Genomic DNA, 17,613 nt, shown 5'->3' on the forward strand with positions numbered 1-17,613 from the left:
TGCCGGAAGTGGGCAAGAAGCTCGGTGACGCCGCGCAGAAGGTGCTCCGCCGGCGCGACTGTGCGCGGGACCAGCGGGCTGGCCGGCGCCGGCCGGGGGGCGACGCTGGGCGCCGGCGGGGCCTGGCGGTGTTCGATGCCGGTCAGCGTGTAGGCCACGCCGCCGATCGCGGTCATGGCCACCAGGGCCGACATGCCGATGATCAACTGCGACAGCCGAAGGCGGCGCCACGGCCGCTCCGCGGGCGGGTCGATCACGTTCAGCCGCATCGACCAGCCGGACGGCCCGTCCTCGTCGTAGGTTTCGCCGCCGAACCGCACCCGCAGGTCGCCGGGGTACTCGGTCTGCGACCAGGCCAACTCGCGATCCGTCAACGCCTCGTCGTCGATCACCAGCACGTCGCCGGCCCCGAGGTCGACGACGTCGCCGGTGGCGTTGGCGGACGCCAGCAGGCTCATCGACGTCCGGGTGCGCAGGCTCAGCTCTTCGCCGCGGGCCGCCAGCTGCAGCGCGCCGCAGGCCGCCGCGAGGGCGGGCTGCGACGGCGTCAGGACCGGCGTGCGTCCGTGGATCGAAAGCCGTTCGGCGACAAGCGGGATCTGCGCACCGCCACCGACGGCCACCACCGCCGCGAGGTCACCCCAGTTCTTGCGGTAGCGCACCAGCATGTCGTCCAGGGCGTAGATGAAGCCGGTCAGCCGATCCGCCATCAGGTCTTCGAGATCGTCGCGCTTGAGCGTGAAGCTGCAGCTGCGTTCGCCGAGCACCGCGGCGATCTCGGTCACCACGTCGGTGGACAGCCGCTCCTTGGCCAGCCGGCACTGTTCGCGCAATAAGCCGAGTTGCCCGACGGCAGCGGTGCTGGCCGGGTCGATGCCGCTGCCGCGGCCCAGCTCCTCGAAGACCCGCAGCAGCAGCTCCTGGTCGATCTCGTCGCCCGAGAGGGCCGCATAACGCATTGTGGCGCTGACCAATTCGAAATCGCCGGCGACGTTCACCAACGTGGCCGACGTGCCACCGCCGCCGAAATCGAGCAGCCCCACCACGCCGTCGTCGGGCAGGCCGAGCTCGGCCTTCACCGCGGTCAGCGACGCGATGGCGTCCGAAACCAGCCGGGGTGCCATGCCGCTGCGGACGAAGCCCAGATGCGTCCGCAACCCGTCGCGCAAAGCCTGCACCGTAACGGGTTTCCAGTAGGCGGGCACGGCGATGGAGATCTCCGCGCACGACGCGTCCGCGCCGACCGCGCGCACCATCGCGTCCAGGGCCTCCACCGTGAGCAGTTCCGGGTCGTGCGCGGACCCGTCGGCCGACACCAGCGCCACCGAGTCGCCGATGCGCTGAACGAACCCCTTCATCATCACGCCGGGCTCAAGCGGGTACGAATTATCTTCGGGTACACCGACTTTCGGCGCGCAGTGCGGATAGAGGGTCAGCACCGAGCGCCGGGTAACCGGTGGGCTTTCATTACGCGCAGCGACCAGGTTGGTGGTCCCGATCGACAACCCAAGTGGGTCGTACATAGAGCGAAAACCTTCGTCTATAGGGGTCGGTGGCCAGGGTTAACCATAGCCGCGGACACGCCCAAAGCCGATGGCTTGCAACGTCATCGGTACCCGGTCGATGCCGCCTCGTCACCGAAGCGGTACCGTCGGCCCCTTGACAAATCGACGCTCGTGCTTACACCACGGTCAGCGGCAGTGAGCGCCTCGGCTGGAACTGGAATGTCGCTCCGCCGCTGACCTTTGTTACCGACACCTCGGGCAGTTCGGCCGCCGCGGTGTCGGTTTCGACCAGTTCCGCGGTCCAGTCGGTGCTGGTGCCGCTGACCCGGACCTCGATGTGCGGGTCGACGGCGGTGGCGATCGCCTGCAGCGGTTGCACGGATTCCGGGGAGCACAACGCGATCCAGGCCGCGTCGTCGTGGGCCGGTGAGCGGTGCACGACGAGCCGGTCGGCCGTTTCGGCGCGGACATAGCCCGCGGGGTTCAGCAACGGGTGCAATTCGAGGACCCCGAGCACCCCTGCGACCCCGCCGGGGAGTCCCAGCGCGCGGTGGATGCGCTCGGCGGCGACGCCCGCGATGCCGGTGAGCCCCTGGGTGCACACCGACACGGCCTGGGCGTCATCGGCGGCGCGGGCGCGCACCGCGATGGCGAAGGACAGGTAGAGCAGATGCATCTGCAGGCAGACCTCGTCGGCCATCCGGACCAGCGCCGAGTGCGAGAAGCCGGCGAAGTCGAAGTCGGACAGCAGCGGGCCGGAGTAGTCCGCCTTGCCCTCGTCGTCGCGGTCGATAGGATCCAATTCCCATGTGGCGGCCCGGGTCTGGCGAACGATGTCCAACGCGGGAATGCTCTGGGCCTCGGGATAGGACTCGTCGATGATGACGGTCCATGCGCAGTGCGGATGGCGATCGGCCGGCGTACGCGGCGGCCGGTGGATGGGGCGCACCTGGGCGCGCGGGTTGGTCGCCACCGCGGTGGCGTCGAACGTCGGGTCCTCGATGGTGTGGCACATCCCGAAGACGTAGCGCTCCCCCATCGGCTCCACGTCGAGCAGCGCGCCGCAGTGGTCGAGGTGGAATTCGCCGTGCCAGCGGTCGTGGACGGTGTAGCGGAAGTCCATGAATTGCGGCGGGGCGCCGATGTCGAGCTGCAGCCCCTTGAAGATGGTCGGCACGTCGTCGCCGGTGAAGTTGAGCGCCCGCTGCATGCGCCGGGTGTAGATGGGGCTGGCGGCCGCCCACTCCTCGATCGCGATCTGCACCATCTCGTCGCGGCCGAACGCGCTGATGCACCAGGCCATCCCCGAGCGGTCGATCAGCTGCCCGATCAAGAGAAGTTCGGGAACCAGGACGGCCAGCTGCTCGCGCGTCAGCCGCGCGTACCGTGATGGGCTCACGGCCCAAAAATAGACTCGACTATGTTATAAAGTCAACAATGTCCATCGCCGCAGGTCAGGCAGCCGGGGGCTCGGTCGGCCCCACCCGGCGCACCAGCGCGCCGCGCAAGCGCGGCGACGACACCCGCGCGCGCATCATCGACGAGACGGTCCGCTGCATCGTCGAGGAGGGCTTCCCGGCCGCCACGGCCAAGCACGTGGCCGAACGCGCGGGCGTGACGTGGGGGGTCATCCAATACCACTTCGGCGATCGCAACGGCCTGCTGATGGCCGTCGTGGACGACGGGGTGGACCGGCTGATCGAAAGCCTGTCGTCGGCCGATGTCAGCGAGTTGCCGCTGCGCGAGCGCATCGAAGTGGTCGTCGACACGGCGTGGAGCTGTTACAGCAGCCCGACGTCGATGGCGGCGTTCGAGATCCTGCGGGCGACGCGTGGCGGGCCCGGCGAGTCCCCGCGGCGGCACCTGCTGGAGATGAACGACGCGATCGGTCAGCTGGGCCGGCTGATCACCACCGATCCGGCGAATGCCGGTGTGGCCGAGGTGATCTGGGCGACGCTGCGGGGGGTGGTGCTGGCGCAGATGGTCACCGGGTCGGCGATCGACTGGAGCCTGGAACGGCGGGCTCTGATCGACATGGTGACCCGTCACCTCTCCGACGGGCACGGCCACCGCGACACTTAAACCACGCACAAGACACGCCGCACGACGTGACCGTGGTTTAAGTCTCGGCGACGGCTCTTCGATGCGAGCGCGGGCCGATTACCACCCGTGTGCTGCAATGACCTGATGACCCCTCATGATCTCGCCGACATCGAAGCGATCAAGCAGGTGAAGTACCGGTACCTGCGGGCGCTGGACACCAAGCACTGGGACGACTTCGCCGACACGCTCGCCGAGAACATCAAGGCCGACTACGGGCCGTCGATCGGCAACGAGTTGCACTTCACCAACCGCGACGACCTGGTCGAGTACATGCGTACCTCGCTGCCCGCCAACGTCATCACCGAGCACCGGGTGACCCATCCGGACATCGTCGTCGACGGCGACACGGCAACGGGCAGTTGGTATCTGCAGGACCGGGTGATCGTGGCCGACCTGAACTTCATGCTGATCGGTGCGGCCTTCTACCGCGACACCTACCGGCGCACCGACGCGGGCTGGAAGATCAGCGGCACCGGCTACGACCGAACCTACGACGCCACAATGTCGTTGGAGGGCATGAACTTCACGCTCAAGCCCGGTCGCGCGGTGGCCACCGACGCCTGACGCGCGCTACTTGGTGATGGCGATGACGGCGCCGGGCCGCAGCCATTTCATGATCGACACCAGCTGAGCGTCGTCGACCGCCACGCAGCCCTCGGTGGGCTTGCCGTCGGTGGTGTGGAAGAAGAACGCCGCGCCGCCGCCGGGCGTCTTGTTCTTGTTGACGCCCATCACGACCGCGTGCTTGTACTGCGGGATCTGCAGGTTCTCGCTTTCGGCGGTGTTGAACGGGCACTGCGCCTTCTGGCATACCTGCATGGAGTTGAAGGTGGGGCTGTGGTCGTCACCGCTCCACCAGTGGTTGGGCCCCACCTGCGTGTAGGGCAGCCCGGTACCCGGATTAGGCGCGGTGCCGAACGCGGAGTCCAGGGTGTAGACGCCCATCGGGGTGGCCGGCACCCCGCTCTTGGCCTGCGGCGCCATGCCCGCCGAACCGACATGGGTCGGAATCGCGGTCCGCAGCGCCTGCCAGCCGGCGGTGGTGCGCTGGTAGATGTCCATCGTCGCGTTGGATCCGCCGGTGCTCATCACCGAAACCACCTGCGTGGCGTCGCCGACGGCGTTGGCGAACCAGGGGGCGCCGGCCGCGCCGCTGATCGGCGCCTGGGCCAGGGCCACGAAAAACGCGCACGCCGAAGCGAACAGCGAAGCGAGCAATCGGCGCATGACCTCAATCGTCAAACCCGCGCGACGCAAGGTCAAGTAAAGCTTCAGACCCGGTTAGGTCACCGCGCCGTGACCAAATCCCCCGCGTCGCACCGTTTTCCGGGGAGCACGCCGCGCGGGGGCCGAATCACCGTGTAGCACAACAGGAAATACAGGTAGCCCAACGACCAGCCGGCCAGCACGTCGGACGGGTAATGCACGTTCAGCGCGACCCGGGAGATGCCCACCGCCAGCACGCCGAGCGCGACCACCGCGATCGCGACGCCGCGCATCACCCGGTTCATCGCCGGCAACATCAACGACAGCGCCGCGAGCAGCGCGGCCGTCACCTCCAGCGCGTGACCGGACGGAAACGACGTCTCGCCCGCGGCCACCAGCATGGTCGACGGCCGCGGCCGGTCCACCAGCGACTTTGCCGCCACCGTGACGAGCCCGCTGAGCGGCGCGCAGGCCAAGAGCAGCAGCGCCGCCCTCACCTTTCGCGCCAGCAGGGCGGCCACCGCCGCGACCGTGCCCAGCACGCGCAACGGGATCGGGCCCAGCGCAAAGGAGACGTCCGACCAGAACCGCACCCAGGACGGATGACTGACCGCACTGTCGCGCGCGGCGTTCAGCAGCGGCCAGTCCAGGCGCTGCTCCCAGTGCCAGCCCCGCGAGTACCCCACCCACATCAGCGCGTAGACGGCCGCCGCGGCCAGGGCGACGCACAGGGCCGGCATGGTCCGCGCTCGGGTCATGCCCCACGGATACCAGCCCCGCCGCGGACAGCGTCCGGCGGCCCGACCACGCCGTCGCCCGGCCCGCGCCATACTGGCGTCATGGCCGTATTTGTCCGCAGGTTGCTCGGCATCGGCAAGCTGCCCGACGACGTGTACGCGCAGCTCGAGTCGGAGGGCCTCACCTACCTCGCCGACTATGTCGCGGTCACCCGGCGATTCAAGGGCGCGATCCCCGGCGTGCGGTTGCCGCACAGCGTCGCCAGCTACACGGGTTCGCTGGCGTTCACCTCCGAGCGGGTGCTGGCCACGCTGTCGATGCTGCCCCGGCTGGCCGGTCCGACCGTCGACGTTCGTTGGGACGCCCCGCAGACCGGTGCGGCGCGCGTCGAGATCTCATCGACCGGCCTGCAGGTCGACGTCGACGTCGCGCAGGTCGACCCGAAGTTCAGCGGCGAGTTGTCGCTGCACTACAAGGCGGCCATCCCCGACGATGTGCTCAGCGGCCTGCCGCGGCGATCGCTGGCGTTCGACATGCCGCCCGAGTACGTGTTCCGCGCGGTCGGCGTTACCTACAGTCCGTGATCGTCATCCGCGGCCAGGGCGGCTGGCGCAGCACCGCCAGGCTGCCGATCACCGCCGCCAGCAGGCCGGTGATCACCCCGATCAGCGCGATGCGGTTGCCGTCGACGGCAGGCGTCCAGGAGGCCTCGCCGTTGCGGACGACGAAGACGCCCAGCGGTTTGACCACCGGAATCACGGTGGTGCCGTCCGGTGTCTGATAGGGCTCGCCGTACACGCGGCCCACGGCCCCGTCGGTGGGCGGCAGGTCGAGCAGGTCGAAGGGCTTCACGGAACACTCCTTTCCTGGGTGTTCACCCGGTCCGCGTCGCGGACACGGTTCACGCTAACCCGGATTTCCTACGATGACTTCCGTGAGCGAGCAGGCCTTCAGCCCGGGGGAGCGCCGGGCCGTCTACCGGGTGATCTCGGAGCGGCGCGACATGCGCCGCTTCTCACCCGGGGTGGTGGACGAGGCCGTGCTGGCGCGCCTGCTGCAGGCGGCGCACGCGGCGCCCAGCGTCGGTCTGATGCAGCCCTGGCGTTTCGTGCGGATCACCGACGACTCGCTGCGCCGGCGCATTCACGCCCTCGTCGACGAGGAGCGCCCGCTCACCGCCGCGGCCCTGGGCGAGCGCGGCGAGGAGTTTCTCGCGCTGAAAGTCGAAGGCATCCTCGAGTGCGCCGAGCTGCTGGTGGTGGCGCTGTGTGACGACCGGGAGAAGCACGTGTTCGGCCGCCGGACGCTGCCGCAGATGGACCTCGCGTCGGTGTCGTGCGCGATCCAGAATCTATGGCTGGCCGCGCGCTCCGAAGGCCTTGGCATGGGTTGGGTTTCGCTGTTCGATCCGCAGCGGTTGGCGTCCGTGCTCGAGATGCCCCCGGGGGCGGAGCCGGTGGCCATCCTGTGCCTGGGTCCGGTGCCCGAATTTCCCGAGCGGCCGGCGTTGGAACTGGACGGCTGGACCGTCGCCCGGCCGCTGTCGGAGTTCGTCTGCGAGAACCGCTGGAGTCGGCGCCCTCAGCCCTCGCCCGACTAGCTGCGGTATCGTCGCCGGTCGCGGGCAAGTTGGAGAGGTGACGCAATTGGTGCCGGGCGAAGAAGCCGACCGGAACGACAACGTGTTGATCGTGCACTGGCACGATCTGGGCCGCTACCTCGGCGTCTACGGCCACCCGGACGTCCAGAGCCCCCGGCTGGACCGCCTTGCCGCCGAGGGCATCCTGTTCACCAGGGCGCACGCCACGGCGCCGCTGTGCTCGCCGTCGCGCGGGTCGCTGTTCACCGGCCGCTACCCGCAGAGCAACGGCCTGATCGGCCTGGCCCATCACGGCTGGGAATACCGCAGCGGCGTGCGCACCCTCCCACAGATATTGACCGATGCCGGTTGGTACTCCGCGCTTTTCGGCATGCAGCACGAGACCTCCTACCCGCAGCGGCTGGGCTTCGACGAGTTCGACGTGTCGAACTCCTACTGCGAATACGTGGTGGACCGGGCCTCCGACTGGCTCCGCGACGGCACCGAAGACCTCGCGGGCCAACCGTTCCTGTTGACCGCCGGGTTCTTCGAGACGCACCGGCCGTATCCCCGGGACCGCTACCACCCGGCGGACAGCGCCGAGGTCGACCCGCCCGATTACCTGCCCGACACCCCCGAGGTGCGCGACGACCTGGCCAGCTTCTACGGGTCGATCGCGACGGCCGACGCGGCCGTCGGCCGCCTGCTGGACACGCTGGCCGAAACGGGACTGGACGCCAGCACCTGGGTGGTGTTCTTCACCGACCACGGCCCGGCGTTTCCCCGCGCCAAGTCCACGCTCTACGACGCGGGAACCGGCATCGGCATGATCATCAGGCCGCCCACCGGCCGGGCCCTGCCGCCGCGGGTCTACGACGAGCTGTTCAGCGGCGTGGACCTGTTGCCGACGCTGCTGGGCCTGCTGGGGCTGGACATTCCGGCCGATGTCGAGGGGGTTTCGCACGCGCGCGCCCTCGTCGCGCCCGAGCCGCACACCGTGCCGGTCAGGGACCACGTGTACACGACGAAGACCTATCACGACTCGTTCGATCCCATTCGCGCGATCCGCACCAAGGAATACAGCTACATCGAGAATTACGCGCGCCGCCCGCTGCTGGACCTGCCGCTGGACATCGAGGAAAGCCCGTCGGGGGCCGCGGTGGCGCCGTTCATCACGGGCCCACGCCCGGAGCGCGAGCTCTACGACCTGCGCGCCGACCCCGCCGAGACCACCAACCTGCTGGCCGGTGACGACCCCGACGCCGACGAGATCGCAGCCGATTTGGCTGTGCGGCTTCACGATTGGCGTCAGCGCACGGGTGACGTCATTCCGTCGGAGTTCGCCGGCACCCGCATCTCGGCCCGGTACACCGAGACCTATCTGCACATTCATCGAATGAAGCCGACGGCCCGGTCGGCGCTCGCCGTCGACCGCGGTATCGAGGAGCAGGCGAGCGGTTAGCCACCGGACCGCCGGGAACCGCCGACCTCGGCGACGATGAACACCCGCCGGAACGGGAAGATGGTCGTTCCGTCGGCCCGGGGCGGGTAGGCGTCGTCCAGCAGTGGGATGAGTTCCTCGCGGAACCGTTCCCAGTCTTCGCCGTCGAGCCGCTCGCGCACCGGAACCAGCGCCGTCCCGGTGATCCATTCCAGCACCGGGTTCTCACCGCTCAGCTGGTGCAGGTAGGTGGTCTCCCAGACGTCGACCCTGCACCCGGCGTCCAGCAGCAGGTTGGCGTACTGGATCGGCGGGTGCACGACCGCGCCGACGCGAAACGGTATGTCCCGCATCACCTTTGCGTACGGCTCCCGGCGGGCCAGGGTCCGCACCGTGGCGTGCGACGGCGTCTCGAAATTGCCGGGGATCTGGACCGCGATCCACGACCCGGACGGTAGCTGGTCCACCCATCGGACCAGCAGGTCGGCGTGCTCGGGGACCCAGTGCAGGGCGGCGTTGCTGACCACGACGTCGGTATCGGGCTTGGGCTTCCAGTCCCGCAGGTCGCCGATGACGGCGTCGATGCCGCGCTCCTTCGCGGCGGCGACCATCTCCGGCGAGCTGTCCACCGCCTCGATCACCGCCTCCGGCCAGCGCCGGGACAGGTACTTGGTCAGGTGGCCGGGCCCGCAGCCGAGGTCGACCACCCGCCGGGGCCGGTCAGCTCCCACCCGGGACAGCAGGTCGTAGAAGGGCCGGCTGCGATGGTCCGCAAACGCCAGGTAGACATCGGGATCCCACATGTCGGTCCTCCTGATCAACGCGCCGCCGCCAGCCGGGGACATAGACAAACCGTATTACCGCACGGGACCCCGGCGCCGCCCAACGGGCCCCGGCGGCCGCGCGGGCCGGTTAGCATCGGCGTTCGTGGCGCCCGACACTTCGATTGAACCGCCCATTCCCGCTGCCTTCGAAGGCGCGGACGTTCCGACGGGCGACGGCGGATTACCCCCGAATTCCGCGCTGTCCCGCCGCCAGCGGATGGTAGTAGAGGGCTCGGCCGTCGGCGACCTGGCCCTGCGCACCTGGGTGTCATCGCTGCTCACCGCGACGGTGGCACCGGCCGTCGTCGCCGCTTCCCTGCGGCACGCCGCTGCCCGCGCAGAGCGCGCCAACCTGAGTTTCTACGCCGAGCTGGGCGCGCGGCGCGACCCGCAGGAGTCGTTTCCCGCGCCGACCGAGTCGCCGCGGGTCTCGTCGCGGCGGGCTAGCCCGCTGACCGAGTGGGTCGCGGGCGGCACGGTGGAAAACGTCGCGTTCCCAAGCAGCTTCGCGGCGATCAACCCGGCGATGCGCCGGCAATGGGCTTCCTGGAGATCCAACAACACTGTGCGCGCCCAGCACTGGCGCCACGATGACGGGCCGCGGCCCACGCTCTGTGTCATTCACGGCTTCATGGGGTCGTCATACCTGGCCAACGGGCGGTTCTTCGCGCTGCCATGGTATTACCGCGCCGGCTATGACGTCCTGTTGTACACCTTGCCCTTTCACGGTAAGCGAGCCGAAAGGCTCTCGCCGTTCAGCGGTTTCGGTTATTTCGCCGGTGGCCTGAGCGGGTTCGCCGAGGCAATGGCCCAGGCCGTGCACGACTTTCGTTCCGTCATCGACTATTTGCGCGACACCGGGGTCGACCGCATCGCGCTGACCGGCATATCGCTGGGTGGCTACACCTCGGCGCTGGTCGCCTCCGTCGACGACCGGCTCGAGGCCGTCATCCCCAACTGCCCCGTCGTCAGCCCGGCGACCCTGTTCGACGAATGGTTCCCGGCCAACAAGCTCGTGCGGCTGGGGCTGCGCCTGTCCCACATCAGCCCCGCGGAGTTATCCGACGGGCTCGCCTACCACTGCCCGCTGAACTACCGGCCGCTGCCGGCCAAGGACCGCCGGATGATCATCACCGGGCTCGGCGATCGGATGGCGCCACCGGATCATGCCGTCGCGTTGTGGGAACACTGGGATCGCTGTGCGCTGCACTGGTTTCCAGGCAGTCACGTCCTGCACGTGAGCCAGCTGGACTACCTGCGCCGGATGACCGCGTTCCTGCAGACAGTCATGTTCTAGCGACCTCGGCGGCCGCAGCCTGGCGCACCGGGGTCGGCCAGTCCAGCTGCGCCAGCAAGCCCGTCGGCACCTCGGCGTGGCCGTCGAGCCGCCGGGTGGACAACAGGTCCAGCGCCTGCAGCGCCGGCCGGTGATTGCCGCGCTGCGGGATCAGGCCGGCCGGCGGGTCGATCCGCCCCGGCGCCGTGTCGGTCAGGAAGGCGCAGGCGGCCGCGACGGTGTGGTGCGTCCCGTCACCGGCGAACTCCAGCGCGGTGCACGTCTCGCGCGCGGGGTGCTCCCTGATCGCCGCGAGGGTCTCCGCAAGCCCCGCGTCGACCGGGATCTGGTATGCCGCAAGGTAATCCGAAGCCCCGCGCTGCACCCCGGACCAGCTCTCGCGGGCGTTGGAGGTGAGCAACCGCGGAACGTCGTCGGGCGCGACGGCGGTGACGTCCCAGCCGAGCTCCCGCAGGTGGTCGGCCAGCCGGCGCGCCGCCACCTGCGCGGTCTCGTGCAGCGGGATGCGTGGCGAGCGCGCCCGCAGCGCGGCCAGGTTCTCGGTGGCCGAGATCGTGAGCCCGATCCACGTCTCGCGCCTGGATGGATCGGACGCGTTGTCCCGGTTGGTGATTCGGATCTTGTGCGCCCTAATGCCGTAGCGGTTCAGGTAGCGGGCGATCAACGGCAATGGCAACACGTCGGCGTCGCCACCCGGCGCCCCGACCCGCAGCAGCGCGGTCGTCGCCGTGGCCGAGTCGGGCTCGGCGGCGGCGCTCTGGCCACGCCCGATGATCGCCAGCCGGCGGCGCACCAGCGTGGTGAAATACAAACCGCGCCAGCAGCCGAAGAGGACGATGACCGCGGCGACGGCGATGCCGAGCACCCAGTAATCCCGGGGCGATCGCCAGGGGTAGGCCATCACCGCGGGCACGACGGCCAGCAGCGCCAGCGTGATTCGGCCGGGTCCTGGGGTGGGCATCCAGCGCTGCGGGCTCACGGGGTGGGGTCCTTTCGTCTGCGGGTGGTGGCGGCGGCGATCGCGCCCGCGACTGCGACGAGCACAGCCAGCGCGGCGGTTCCGGCCAGCGCGACGGTCCGCGGGGTGGTGTCCTTGGGCGCGGGCGCCGGCGGAACGGCGACGGGCTTGACCTGCGCGGCCGGAGGTTGGTTGCCGGCGGGCAGTTGCCAGGTCAGGGCAGCCACCGGGTCGACGCTGCCGGTGCCGACGACGTTGGAGGGCGCCCGTGCGCCGTTGTGCGCGGTGGCGCTGATGCGATGGATGACCTGCGTGGCGTTGAGGTCGGGGTACTTGCTGCGAACCAACGCCGCGACGCCGGCGACGTAGCCGGCGGCATAGCTGGTCCCGCTGAGCGCGACCTGCTGCTGGTGTTCGTCGGGCAGCCCGTTGGCCAGGCCGCCGCCGTCGGCGTTGCTGACCGACACGATGCGTTCCCCGGGCGCCGCGATGCCCACCCACGGTCCGGCCATGGTGAATTTCGACGGCTGCCCGTCCGGCGTCAGGGAGGCCACCGACAGCACGTACGGCTGCCACACCGAGGGGATGGAGACCGAGGTGACACCCGCCCAGTTACGCGGGTCGTCCGGGCGGCTCAGGTCGGTGAGCGGGTTGGACTCGCAGGACGTCCCGCCGGCAACCGATCCGGTTGCTCCGGTGTTGCCCGCGGCGGCCACGATCACCGCGTCCTTGTCCACCGCCGCGTAGCGGATCGCCGCACCGAGCGCGGCCTGGTCGACCGGCCGGTCGGCGGGCAGACAGGTGAGCGTGGAGATGTCGATCACCCGGGCGCCGAGGTCGGCGGCATGCACGATCGCACGACCCAGCGTCGTGACGTCCAGCGAGGCCCGGGCCATCAGTGGGTCCCCGCCGGGCGTCCGCGGCGAGAACTTGGCCGACGTCGTCCTGATCGAGACGACCCGCGCCGCGGGCGCCACGCCCGAGAAGCCGTCGTCCCCGGGCTGGCCCGCGATGAGCCCGGCCACCAGGGTGCCGTGACCGTCGCAGTCGGTCAGCCCGTCGGTCGCCTCGACGAAGTCACCACCCGGGTCGACGTTGGGCAGGCGCGGACCCGGCCGCACCCCCGTGTCGAGCACCGCCACCAGCTGCCCCTCGCCGCGCGAGAATTGCCACGCCCCGGGCAGATTCAGCGTCGCCTGGCTGGGCGTGACGGCCGCGGGATCGCTGCCGGGGATGACCCCGGCGGCGGTGCAAGGGCCGCGTTGCTCCATCGGCTGCACGGCGCCCGGTGCCCCGCTGGGCGGCGGGACACCCGGATCCACCTTCGGCGCTTCGATGGCCATCGCCGACGGAGACGTCCACAGCATGGCCGCCAAAGCCGCTGTGAGACAAGCCGATCCGGATCGAATCATCGATTGAGTATCCAGGTGAAGATGCCGACCAGGAAGGCCATCACGGGGATGAGCGAGGCGTCGAGTCCGGCAGCGACGAAGCCCACCAGCCGACGCACCGGAAGCGAATAGCTCTCCGGCTCCGCGATCTGCGGGTTGAGCGCCACCACGACCCACACCAGGGCCAGCCCGACGAGCACCAGCGCCGCGCCCAGGGCGGCGGCGTAGCGTCCGGTCGCGGTGTAGAGCACCAGCAGCGCACCGGCGGTCAGGTAGGGCTGCGCCAGCAGCCACGCCTTGCACGCGGCCGAATCCCACACCCGGGCCCGCAGGACCGACGTCGCCGCGGTGGCGCCCACCACATACCAGCCGGCGCCGCTGCACGCCTCGGGGCGCAGCGCGATCGACACCGAGCCCAGGACGCTGAGAATCACTGCGGCGGCAATGAATCCGTTCTGGTGGGCGTCGCCGATCCGCACCCGGCGCGGCAAGTCCTCCAGCACCCGCAGCGACGGCGCCGACGGGGTGGGGTCACCGGGCGCCGGGATCACCGGCAACGGGAAGCGCGCCCACAGCGCGGAGAGCTGGGCCGCCTCGATGGTGACCAGCAGCGCCGCGACGATCAGGCCGCAACCGATGGCGGGCGGGCGCAGGTGCCAGAGCAGCTCAGCGCCCGCGGCCAGCAACACCCCGGCCCCCACCACCGCGGTCGCGGTGAAGAACCCGACGACGCGCTCACGCTCGGCGCTGGGCACCATGAGCGCGATCAGCGACCACGCGGTGACCCCTGCCGCGGCGAGCATGATCTGCGCCGGCCCGAACCGTCCGGGCACCGCCAACGCCAGGGCGGCCCCGATGGGCACCAGCGCGGCGAACGAGCACGCCGTCGCGGTGCGCGGCGAGCGGGCCGCGGCCAGCAGCCCGACGATCGCGGTCAGGGCCGCGACCGCGCTGACGGCGACCAGCCCGGCCAGCGCGCCGGTGGTGACGCGGTAGGTGACGGCGAGCCCGGTGGCCAGGAATGCGACCGCGATCACCGCGGCCAGCGCCCCGCTCCGGATATGCGTTGCGCCCCAGGGCTTGCGCCGGGAGGTGGAGAAGATCATGGCCGCGTCGGCGATGTCCTCGACGATGCCGGGGGCCGCCTGGCCGACCGGCACCGGCTGCAACGCCAGCAGGTCACCGTCGACGACCCCGACCGTGTCCAGGCTGGCGTCCAGGCTGAACGGCGCACCGCCGATGGGCGCGAGGCTCAGTTGGGTCGCGGCGCCGAGGTCGGCGGTGCCCCGGGCGGTGTCGTCGGATTCGCCGTTCGACACCGAAGGAATCACCAAACGCTGGACTGCGGGCAAGATCTCACGCAGGGGCAGCTCGGCGGGCAACGCCATTTCCGTCAGCCTGCTGTCCGCGAGGATTGCCACGCGGACGATCGGCATGACGGCGCCGGACGTCACCGGACCCTCGAAGGACGCTGGGGCCATACCTGAAACATCGTTGCTCTCTTTTCCGTTGGGGTTACGCGTGTTGCGCGGTGAAATCTCGGGCCAAGCGGTGGCCGGAGAACCATTCGGCCTCCGGCAGTAAAGCGGTCAGCTGTTCGATCGCGAGGGCGATCGCAAACGGTGTGCCGGGGGCGAATGTCGACACCCACTCCCCGTCGAACGCGCGGGACGGGCTCACCAGCACGCGGCCCGCGGCCGCGTCGACGATGCTCATCCCCACCTCGGTGGTGGCGTGCCGGCCGTCGCGGTGGCAGCCGGCGACGATCTCGACGTAGCTGCGCTGGCCGTTGAACACCGACTCCACCACCGACCGGGCCGACTGCGGGATGCCTAGGTAATCAACGACTTCGGCCAGCGAGGCGCCCGCACGCAGCCGCTCGTCGGCCCGGGCGCCGACCCGGGTCGGCAGGCTGAACTCGTCGAATCGAGCCGGCGGTTGCTGTGCCAACCCGACGCTCAGTACCGGGACCAGCGCCCGCGGGTCGTCGATGTCCATGGCGGTGAACGTGATCAGCTGCGCGCTGCGCAGCGCGACGACCGTCTTGGTGCTGGTGGCCGGCCGCTGTGCCACGATGCCGCGCAGCAACTCGCCGGTGCCGGTGTCCTTGGCGGGGCCCACGTAGCGCAGGTCGAGCCATCGCTCCGGGAAGCACACCACTCTGATCCAGTCCGCCACCGCCGGATTGACGGTGCCGCTCTCCGATACCAGCCCCATTTGGGTCAGCTCGGCGCGCTGACGGTCGAGAAACGGCTGGCGTTGCGCGGCATCGGTGTAGGGCGAGGTGATCGCCAGCACCCACGGGAAGCTCCCCGCTCCAATGGTTTCCGCTATGAACCAGGCGTGATCGACCGTCAGCTCGACGGCGTTGGGCTCAGCGCTCATCTAACAAGAACTAGCCGCCCCACTTGGCGGCTTCGGCCTGGTCTCGAGCGAGCATGGACGTGGTGTTGGCCTCGTGGGTGCTGGCCATCGACTCGTAGGCGCGCACCAGGCTTTCCATCGCCTGGTTCCACTGGGCCTGCCAAGCCTGGTAGGTCATACCGGTGTCGCCCTGCCACGCGTTGGACAGCGTGGCCTGCTCGCTGGCGATGTCCGAACCGAGCCCCTGCAGCGTGCCGGCATAGCCGGCCATGTCGGCGGCGTGGCTCAACATCGCCGGGTAGTTGTACATGATCTGGGACATCAGAAGTCCTTTCGCGGTCGTTGGCTGCTGTTGATCTAGAAGGCGTTGTAGCCGGACGCGGCGGCGGCGTCCGCGGCCACGTAGGTTCCCGCGGCGTCGCCGAGATTGGCCTGGGCAATGTCGAGCAGGGTGTTGACCCGCGCGGCGGCCTCGACGAAGCGGGCGTGCGCGGCCTGGAACGCGGCCGAGGACTCGCCCTGATGGAACGCCTGCGCCGACATCGCTTCCTGCTCGGCCTGGCTGATGGTGCTGCGCATCAACGCCGCCTTGGCGCTGAAGGCCGACTGCGCGGCCACCAACTGCGGAATGTGAGCGTCCAACATACTCATGGTGCTTCCTTTCTCTGCGGTCTCATGGGGTTTCGGTAACTCGTCGGGCTGACTGCCTTATCCCCCTTCCCTGGGCTCGGTCGGGCGTGCCGGGTCGTGATCCCAGGTTCCGGGCATCATCGGCGTCCTTGGGCCGCTGCCGAATTCGCCGTCGGTGAGTTTGGTCAAGCCGGCCGCCCGGAAGGTCCTGTCCTTGCGCGCGGTGCCGGCGAAGCCCAGGGCCCCGGCCCCGGCGGCGGATGCCACCGCCGCGGTCAGCCGCTCGTCGTCGTCGTAGTCGGGGGGCACGCCGATGTCGGAATCCATGTCCGCGAACTCGTCGGCGTAGTCCCGCATCGCGGTCCGCCGGCGTCGCCGCGCGCGTGCCTCGGCCCGGCTGGCCGCCGCCGCGCCGGCCGCCGGAATGGTCGCCGCCGGTGCCTTGGCGCCACCGCGACCACTCACCGTCGGGCCCACGCCGGCCTCCGGGTCGCCGCCGTAGGCGACCAGGTAGGCCAGGGTGCTCGGCGCCGGCGCCGGCGCCGGCGCGGGAGCGGCACCAGAACCCGTCGCGACCGAAGTGGCCGGCGCCGCAGCGGGAGTCGCCACAGTCGGGGCCAGCGCGACCGCCGGCAGCAGTGACGTCGGCTTGGTCGAGGTGACCAGCGGTGTCGCGGCGGCCCCCGCCGCCACCGGGGCGATCTCGGCGGGGGTGAACAGCGAACTCAGGCCGATGCCGAGCAGCAGCGGGATGAGGAAGGGCGCGGTCAGGATCGCGCCCCAGGTCGGCCAGCCGACGGCGTTGAAGAACACCTGGTAGGCGACGAAGAACAGCAGTGGGCCGTTGGCGGCCAGCAGCGCCGGCAGGTTCGAGAAGAAGTTCTGCAGCATCTGCTGAATGTTCTGGAAGAATTCCTGCAGGAACTTGGCCAGCTGCTGGAAGAAGTCCGAGATGGCGTTCCCGGGGTTGGACGAGCTCTGCGCGGCGTTGACCGCGGCGTCGTTCGCCTCACCGCCCGGACGCACGATGGCCGGCGCCGGGGTGCTGCGCGGCGCGGAGGCGAGCGCCGCCCCCGAGGTGGCCTGATAGGCGCCCATGACTGTCGCGGCCTGCACCCACATCCGCGCGTAGTCGGCCTCGTTGAGCGCGATCGGAATCGTGTTGATGCCGAAGAAGTTCGTCGCCACCAACACCCCGTGGACGGTGTGGTTGGCCGCCAGCTCGCCCAGCGTCGGCATGGCCGTCAGGGCGGCGGTGTAGGCCGCGGCGGCGATCTCGTGCTGGGCGGCCACGCTCGCGCTGTCGGCACTGGCCTGCTGCAGCCACGCCAGGTACGGCGCGTGGGCGGCCGCGTACTGCTCGGCCGTCGGCCCCTCCCAGGAGCCCGCCTGGGTAACGCCCACCACTCCGGTGAGTTCGGCTGCCGCCGTTGCATATTCGGTGCTCAGCGCCGTCCAGGCGCCGGCGGCCGCCAACAGCGGCCCCGGTCCGGGACCGGCGCTCAGCAGCGCCGAATGCACCTCGGGCGGCGACGCCATCCAGAGGGGCGCAACGGGGGACGTCATCGTCGGGCGTC

Annotated in this window: 19 protein-coding genes; 6 read left to right on the forward strand and 13 right to left on the reverse strand. The window is 70.2% G+C overall.

Annotation, left to right across the window (positions count from 1 at the left end; genetic code table 11):
- Together BRW65_RS28330 and BRW65_RS28335 are read right to left on the reverse strand one after the other, a co-directional pair.
- The coding region (locus BRW65_RS28330) for an Hsp70 family protein (RefSeq protein WP_139273294.1) at nt 1-1,523 on the reverse strand (1,523 nt) is incomplete at its 3' end.
- A gap of 157 nt (nt 1,524-1,680) precedes the next feature.
- Complete coding sequence (locus BRW65_RS28335; protein ID WP_073880408.1) at nt 1,681-2,904, reverse strand: hypothetical protein; 1,224 nt, start codon at nt 2,902-2,904, stop codon at nt 1,681-1,683.
- A gap of 38 nt (nt 2,905-2,942) precedes the next feature.
- On the opposite strand from BRW65_RS28335, the gene BRW65_RS28340 reads away from it, so the two are divergent.
- Nucleotides 2,943-3,587: a TetR/AcrR family transcriptional regulator gene (locus BRW65_RS28340; RefSeq protein ID WP_073880410.1), complete on the forward strand. Its 645-nt coding sequence runs from the start codon at nt 2,943-2,945 to the stop codon at nt 3,585-3,587.
- Between the two features lie 105 nt (nt 3,588-3,692).
- Nucleotides 3,693-4,172 carry a nuclear transport factor 2 family protein gene (locus BRW65_RS28345; protein ID WP_208611947.1) on the forward strand — a complete coding sequence of 160 codons (480 nt, stop codon included), beginning with the start codon at nt 3,693-3,695 and terminating at the stop codon, nt 4,170-4,172.
- A gap of 6 nt (nt 4,173-4,178) precedes the next feature.
- Here the strand turns inward: BRW65_RS28345 and BRW65_RS28350 are convergent, their stop codons facing one another.
- The gene (locus tag BRW65_RS28350) at nt 4,179-4,835 is read right to left on the reverse strand and encodes a L,D-transpeptidase family protein (protein WP_073880414.1); all 657 of its coding nucleotides are present in this window, start codon (nt 4,833-4,835) and stop codon (nt 4,179-4,181) included.
- Between the two features lie 59 nt (nt 4,836-4,894).
- On the reverse strand, nt 4,895-5,572 hold the full coding sequence (locus tag BRW65_RS28355; protein WP_073880416.1) for a phosphatase PAP2 family protein: 678 nt from the start codon (nt 5,570-5,572) through the stop codon (nt 4,895-4,897).
- 81 nt (nt 5,573-5,653) lie between these two features.
- On the opposite strand from BRW65_RS28355, the gene BRW65_RS28360 reads away from it, so the two are divergent.
- Nucleotides 5,654-6,136, forward strand: a complete 483-nt coding sequence (locus BRW65_RS28360) for a hypothetical protein (protein ID WP_073880418.1) — start codon at nt 5,654-5,656, stop codon at nt 6,134-6,136.
- Here the strand turns inward: BRW65_RS28360 and BRW65_RS28365 are convergent.
- A complete protein-coding gene (locus tag BRW65_RS28365) occupies nt 6,120-6,404 on the reverse strand; it encodes a hypothetical protein (RefSeq protein WP_073880420.1) in 285 nt (94 codons plus the stop codon). The genes BRW65_RS28360 and BRW65_RS28365 overlap by 17 nt on opposite strands.
- 73 nt (nt 6,405-6,477) lie before the next feature.
- Between BRW65_RS28365 and bluB the strand changes: the two genes are divergently transcribed.
- Both bluB and BRW65_RS28375 read left to right on the forward strand, forming a co-directional pair.
- Nucleotides 6,478-7,152 (forward strand): 5,6-dimethylbenzimidazole synthase, encoded by a 675-nt coding sequence (gene bluB / locus BRW65_RS28370; RefSeq protein WP_073880422.1) that lies wholly within the window; start codon nt 6,478-6,480, stop codon nt 7,150-7,152.
- Nucleotides 7,153-7,189: 37 nt separating this feature from the next.
- Nucleotides 7,190-8,593, forward strand: a complete 1,404-nt coding sequence (locus BRW65_RS28375) for a sulfatase family protein (protein WP_073880424.1) — start codon at nt 7,190-7,192, stop codon at nt 8,591-8,593.
- Here BRW65_RS28375 and BRW65_RS28380 read toward each other — a convergent pair.
- On the reverse strand, nt 8,590-9,375 hold the full coding sequence (locus BRW65_RS28380; RefSeq protein WP_073880426.1) for a trans-aconitate 2-methyltransferase: 786 nt from the start codon (nt 9,373-9,375) through the stop codon (nt 8,590-8,592). The genes BRW65_RS28375 and BRW65_RS28380 overlap by 4 nt on opposite strands.
- Before the next feature lie 124 nt (nt 9,376-9,499).
- On the opposite strand from BRW65_RS28380, the gene BRW65_RS28385 reads away from it, so the two are divergent.
- Complete coding sequence (locus tag BRW65_RS28385) at nt 9,500-10,693, forward strand: alpha/beta hydrolase family protein (RefSeq protein WP_073880428.1); 1,194 nt, start codon at nt 9,500-9,502, stop codon at nt 10,691-10,693.
- Here BRW65_RS28385 and eccE read toward each other — a convergent pair.
- Genes eccE through BRW65_RS28420 form a run of 7 tightly spaced genes read right to left on the reverse strand, consistent with a single transcriptional unit; the run spans nt 10,683 to nt 17,602 of the window.
- Complete coding sequence (gene eccE, locus BRW65_RS28390) at nt 10,683-11,654, reverse strand: type VII secretion protein EccE (RefSeq protein WP_073880430.1); 972 nt, start codon at nt 11,652-11,654, stop codon at nt 10,683-10,685. The two genes, BRW65_RS28385 and eccE, sit on opposite strands and share 11 nt — an antisense overlap.
- 14 nt (nt 11,655-11,668) lie before the next feature.
- The gene (mycP, locus tag BRW65_RS28395; protein WP_073880432.1) at nt 11,669-13,063 is read right to left on the reverse strand and encodes a type VII secretion-associated serine protease mycosin; all 1,395 of its coding nucleotides are present in this window, start codon (nt 13,061-13,063) and stop codon (nt 11,669-11,671) included.
- Nucleotides 13,060-14,523 (reverse strand): type VII secretion integral membrane protein EccD, encoded by a 1,464-nt coding sequence (gene eccD / locus BRW65_RS28400; RefSeq protein WP_139273295.1) that lies wholly within the window; start codon nt 14,521-14,523, stop codon nt 13,060-13,062. Before eccD ends, mycP begins: the two co-directional genes overlap by 4 nt.
- Nucleotides 14,524-14,557: 34 nt before the next feature.
- On the reverse strand, nt 14,558-15,427 hold the full coding sequence (locus BRW65_RS28405) for an ESX secretion-associated protein EspG (RefSeq protein WP_073880434.1): 870 nt from the start codon (nt 15,425-15,427) through the stop codon (nt 14,558-14,560).
- Between the two features lie 10 nt (nt 15,428-15,437).
- Nucleotides 15,438-15,728, reverse strand: a complete 291-nt coding sequence (locus BRW65_RS28410) for a WXG100 family type VII secretion target (RefSeq protein WP_073880436.1) — start codon at nt 15,726-15,728, stop codon at nt 15,438-15,440.
- 35 nt (nt 15,729-15,763) lie between these two features.
- The gene (esxG, locus tag BRW65_RS28415) at nt 15,764-16,057 is read right to left on the reverse strand and encodes a type VII secretion system protein EsxG (protein WP_067278108.1); all 294 of its coding nucleotides are present in this window, start codon (nt 16,055-16,057) and stop codon (nt 15,764-15,766) included.
- A gap of 57 nt (nt 16,058-16,114) precedes the next feature.
- The gene (locus BRW65_RS28420) at nt 16,115-17,602 is read right to left on the reverse strand and encodes a PPE domain-containing protein (RefSeq protein WP_073880438.1); all 1,488 of its coding nucleotides are present in this window, start codon (nt 17,600-17,602) and stop codon (nt 16,115-16,117) included.
- Nucleotides 17,603-17,613 lie beyond the last annotated feature (11 nt).

This window comes from Mycobacterium paraffinicum (assembly GCF_001907675.1).
GTDB lineage: Bacteria > Actinomycetota > Actinomycetes > Mycobacteriales > Mycobacteriaceae > Mycobacterium > Mycobacterium paraffinicum_A.

Bases quoted from the DNA above. Each gene is read 5' to 3' on its own strand.
- BRW65_RS28405 (WP_073880434.1), bottom strand. From the start codon at position 15,427: ATGAGCGCTGAGCCCAACGCCGTCGAGCTGACGGTCGATCACGCCTGG.
- eccD (WP_139273295.1), bottom strand. From the start codon at position 14,523: ATGGCCCCAGCGTCCTTCGAGGGTCCGGTGACGTCCGGCGCCGTCATG.
- BRW65_RS28380 (WP_073880426.1), bottom strand. From the start codon at position 9,375: ATGTGGGATCCCGATGTCTACCTGGCGTTTGCGGACCATCGCAGCCGG.
- bluB (WP_073880422.1), top strand. From the start codon at position 6,478: ATGACTTCCGTGAGCGAGCAGGCCTTCAGCCCGGGGGAGCGCCGGGCC.
- BRW65_RS28355 (WP_073880416.1), bottom strand. From the start codon at position 5,572: ATGACCCGAGCGCGGACCATGCCGGCCCTGTGCGTCGCCCTGGCCGCG.
- BRW65_RS28340 (WP_073880410.1), top strand. From the start codon at position 2,943: ATGTCCATCGCCGCAGGTCAGGCAGCCGGGGGCTCGGTCGGCCCCACC.
- mycP (WP_073880432.1), bottom strand. From the start codon at position 13,063: ATGATTCGATCCGGATCGGCTTGTCTCACAGCGGCTTTGGCGGCCATG.
- BRW65_RS28345 (WP_208611947.1), top strand. From the start codon at position 3,693: ATGACCCCTCATGATCTCGCCGACATCGAAGCGATCAAGCAGGTGAAG.
- esxG (WP_067278108.1), bottom strand. From the start codon at position 16,057: ATGAGTATGTTGGACGCTCACATTCCGCAGTTGGTGGCCGCGCAGTCG.
- BRW65_RS28350 (WP_073880414.1), bottom strand. From the start codon at position 4,835: ATGCGCCGATTGCTCGCTTCGCTGTTCGCTTCGGCGTGCGCGTTTTTC.
- eccE (WP_073880430.1), bottom strand. From the start codon at position 11,654: ATGCCCACCCCAGGACCCGGCCGAATCACGCTGGCGCTGCTGGCCGTC.
- BRW65_RS28420 (WP_073880438.1), bottom strand. From the start codon at position 17,602: ATGACGTCCCCCGTTGCGCCCCTCTGGATGGCGTCGCCGCCCGAGGTG.
- BRW65_RS28360 (WP_073880418.1), top strand. From the start codon at position 5,654: ATGGCCGTATTTGTCCGCAGGTTGCTCGGCATCGGCAAGCTGCCCGAC.
- BRW65_RS28410 (WP_073880436.1), bottom strand. From the start codon at position 15,728: ATGTCCCAGATCATGTACAACTACCCGGCGATGTTGAGCCACGCCGCC.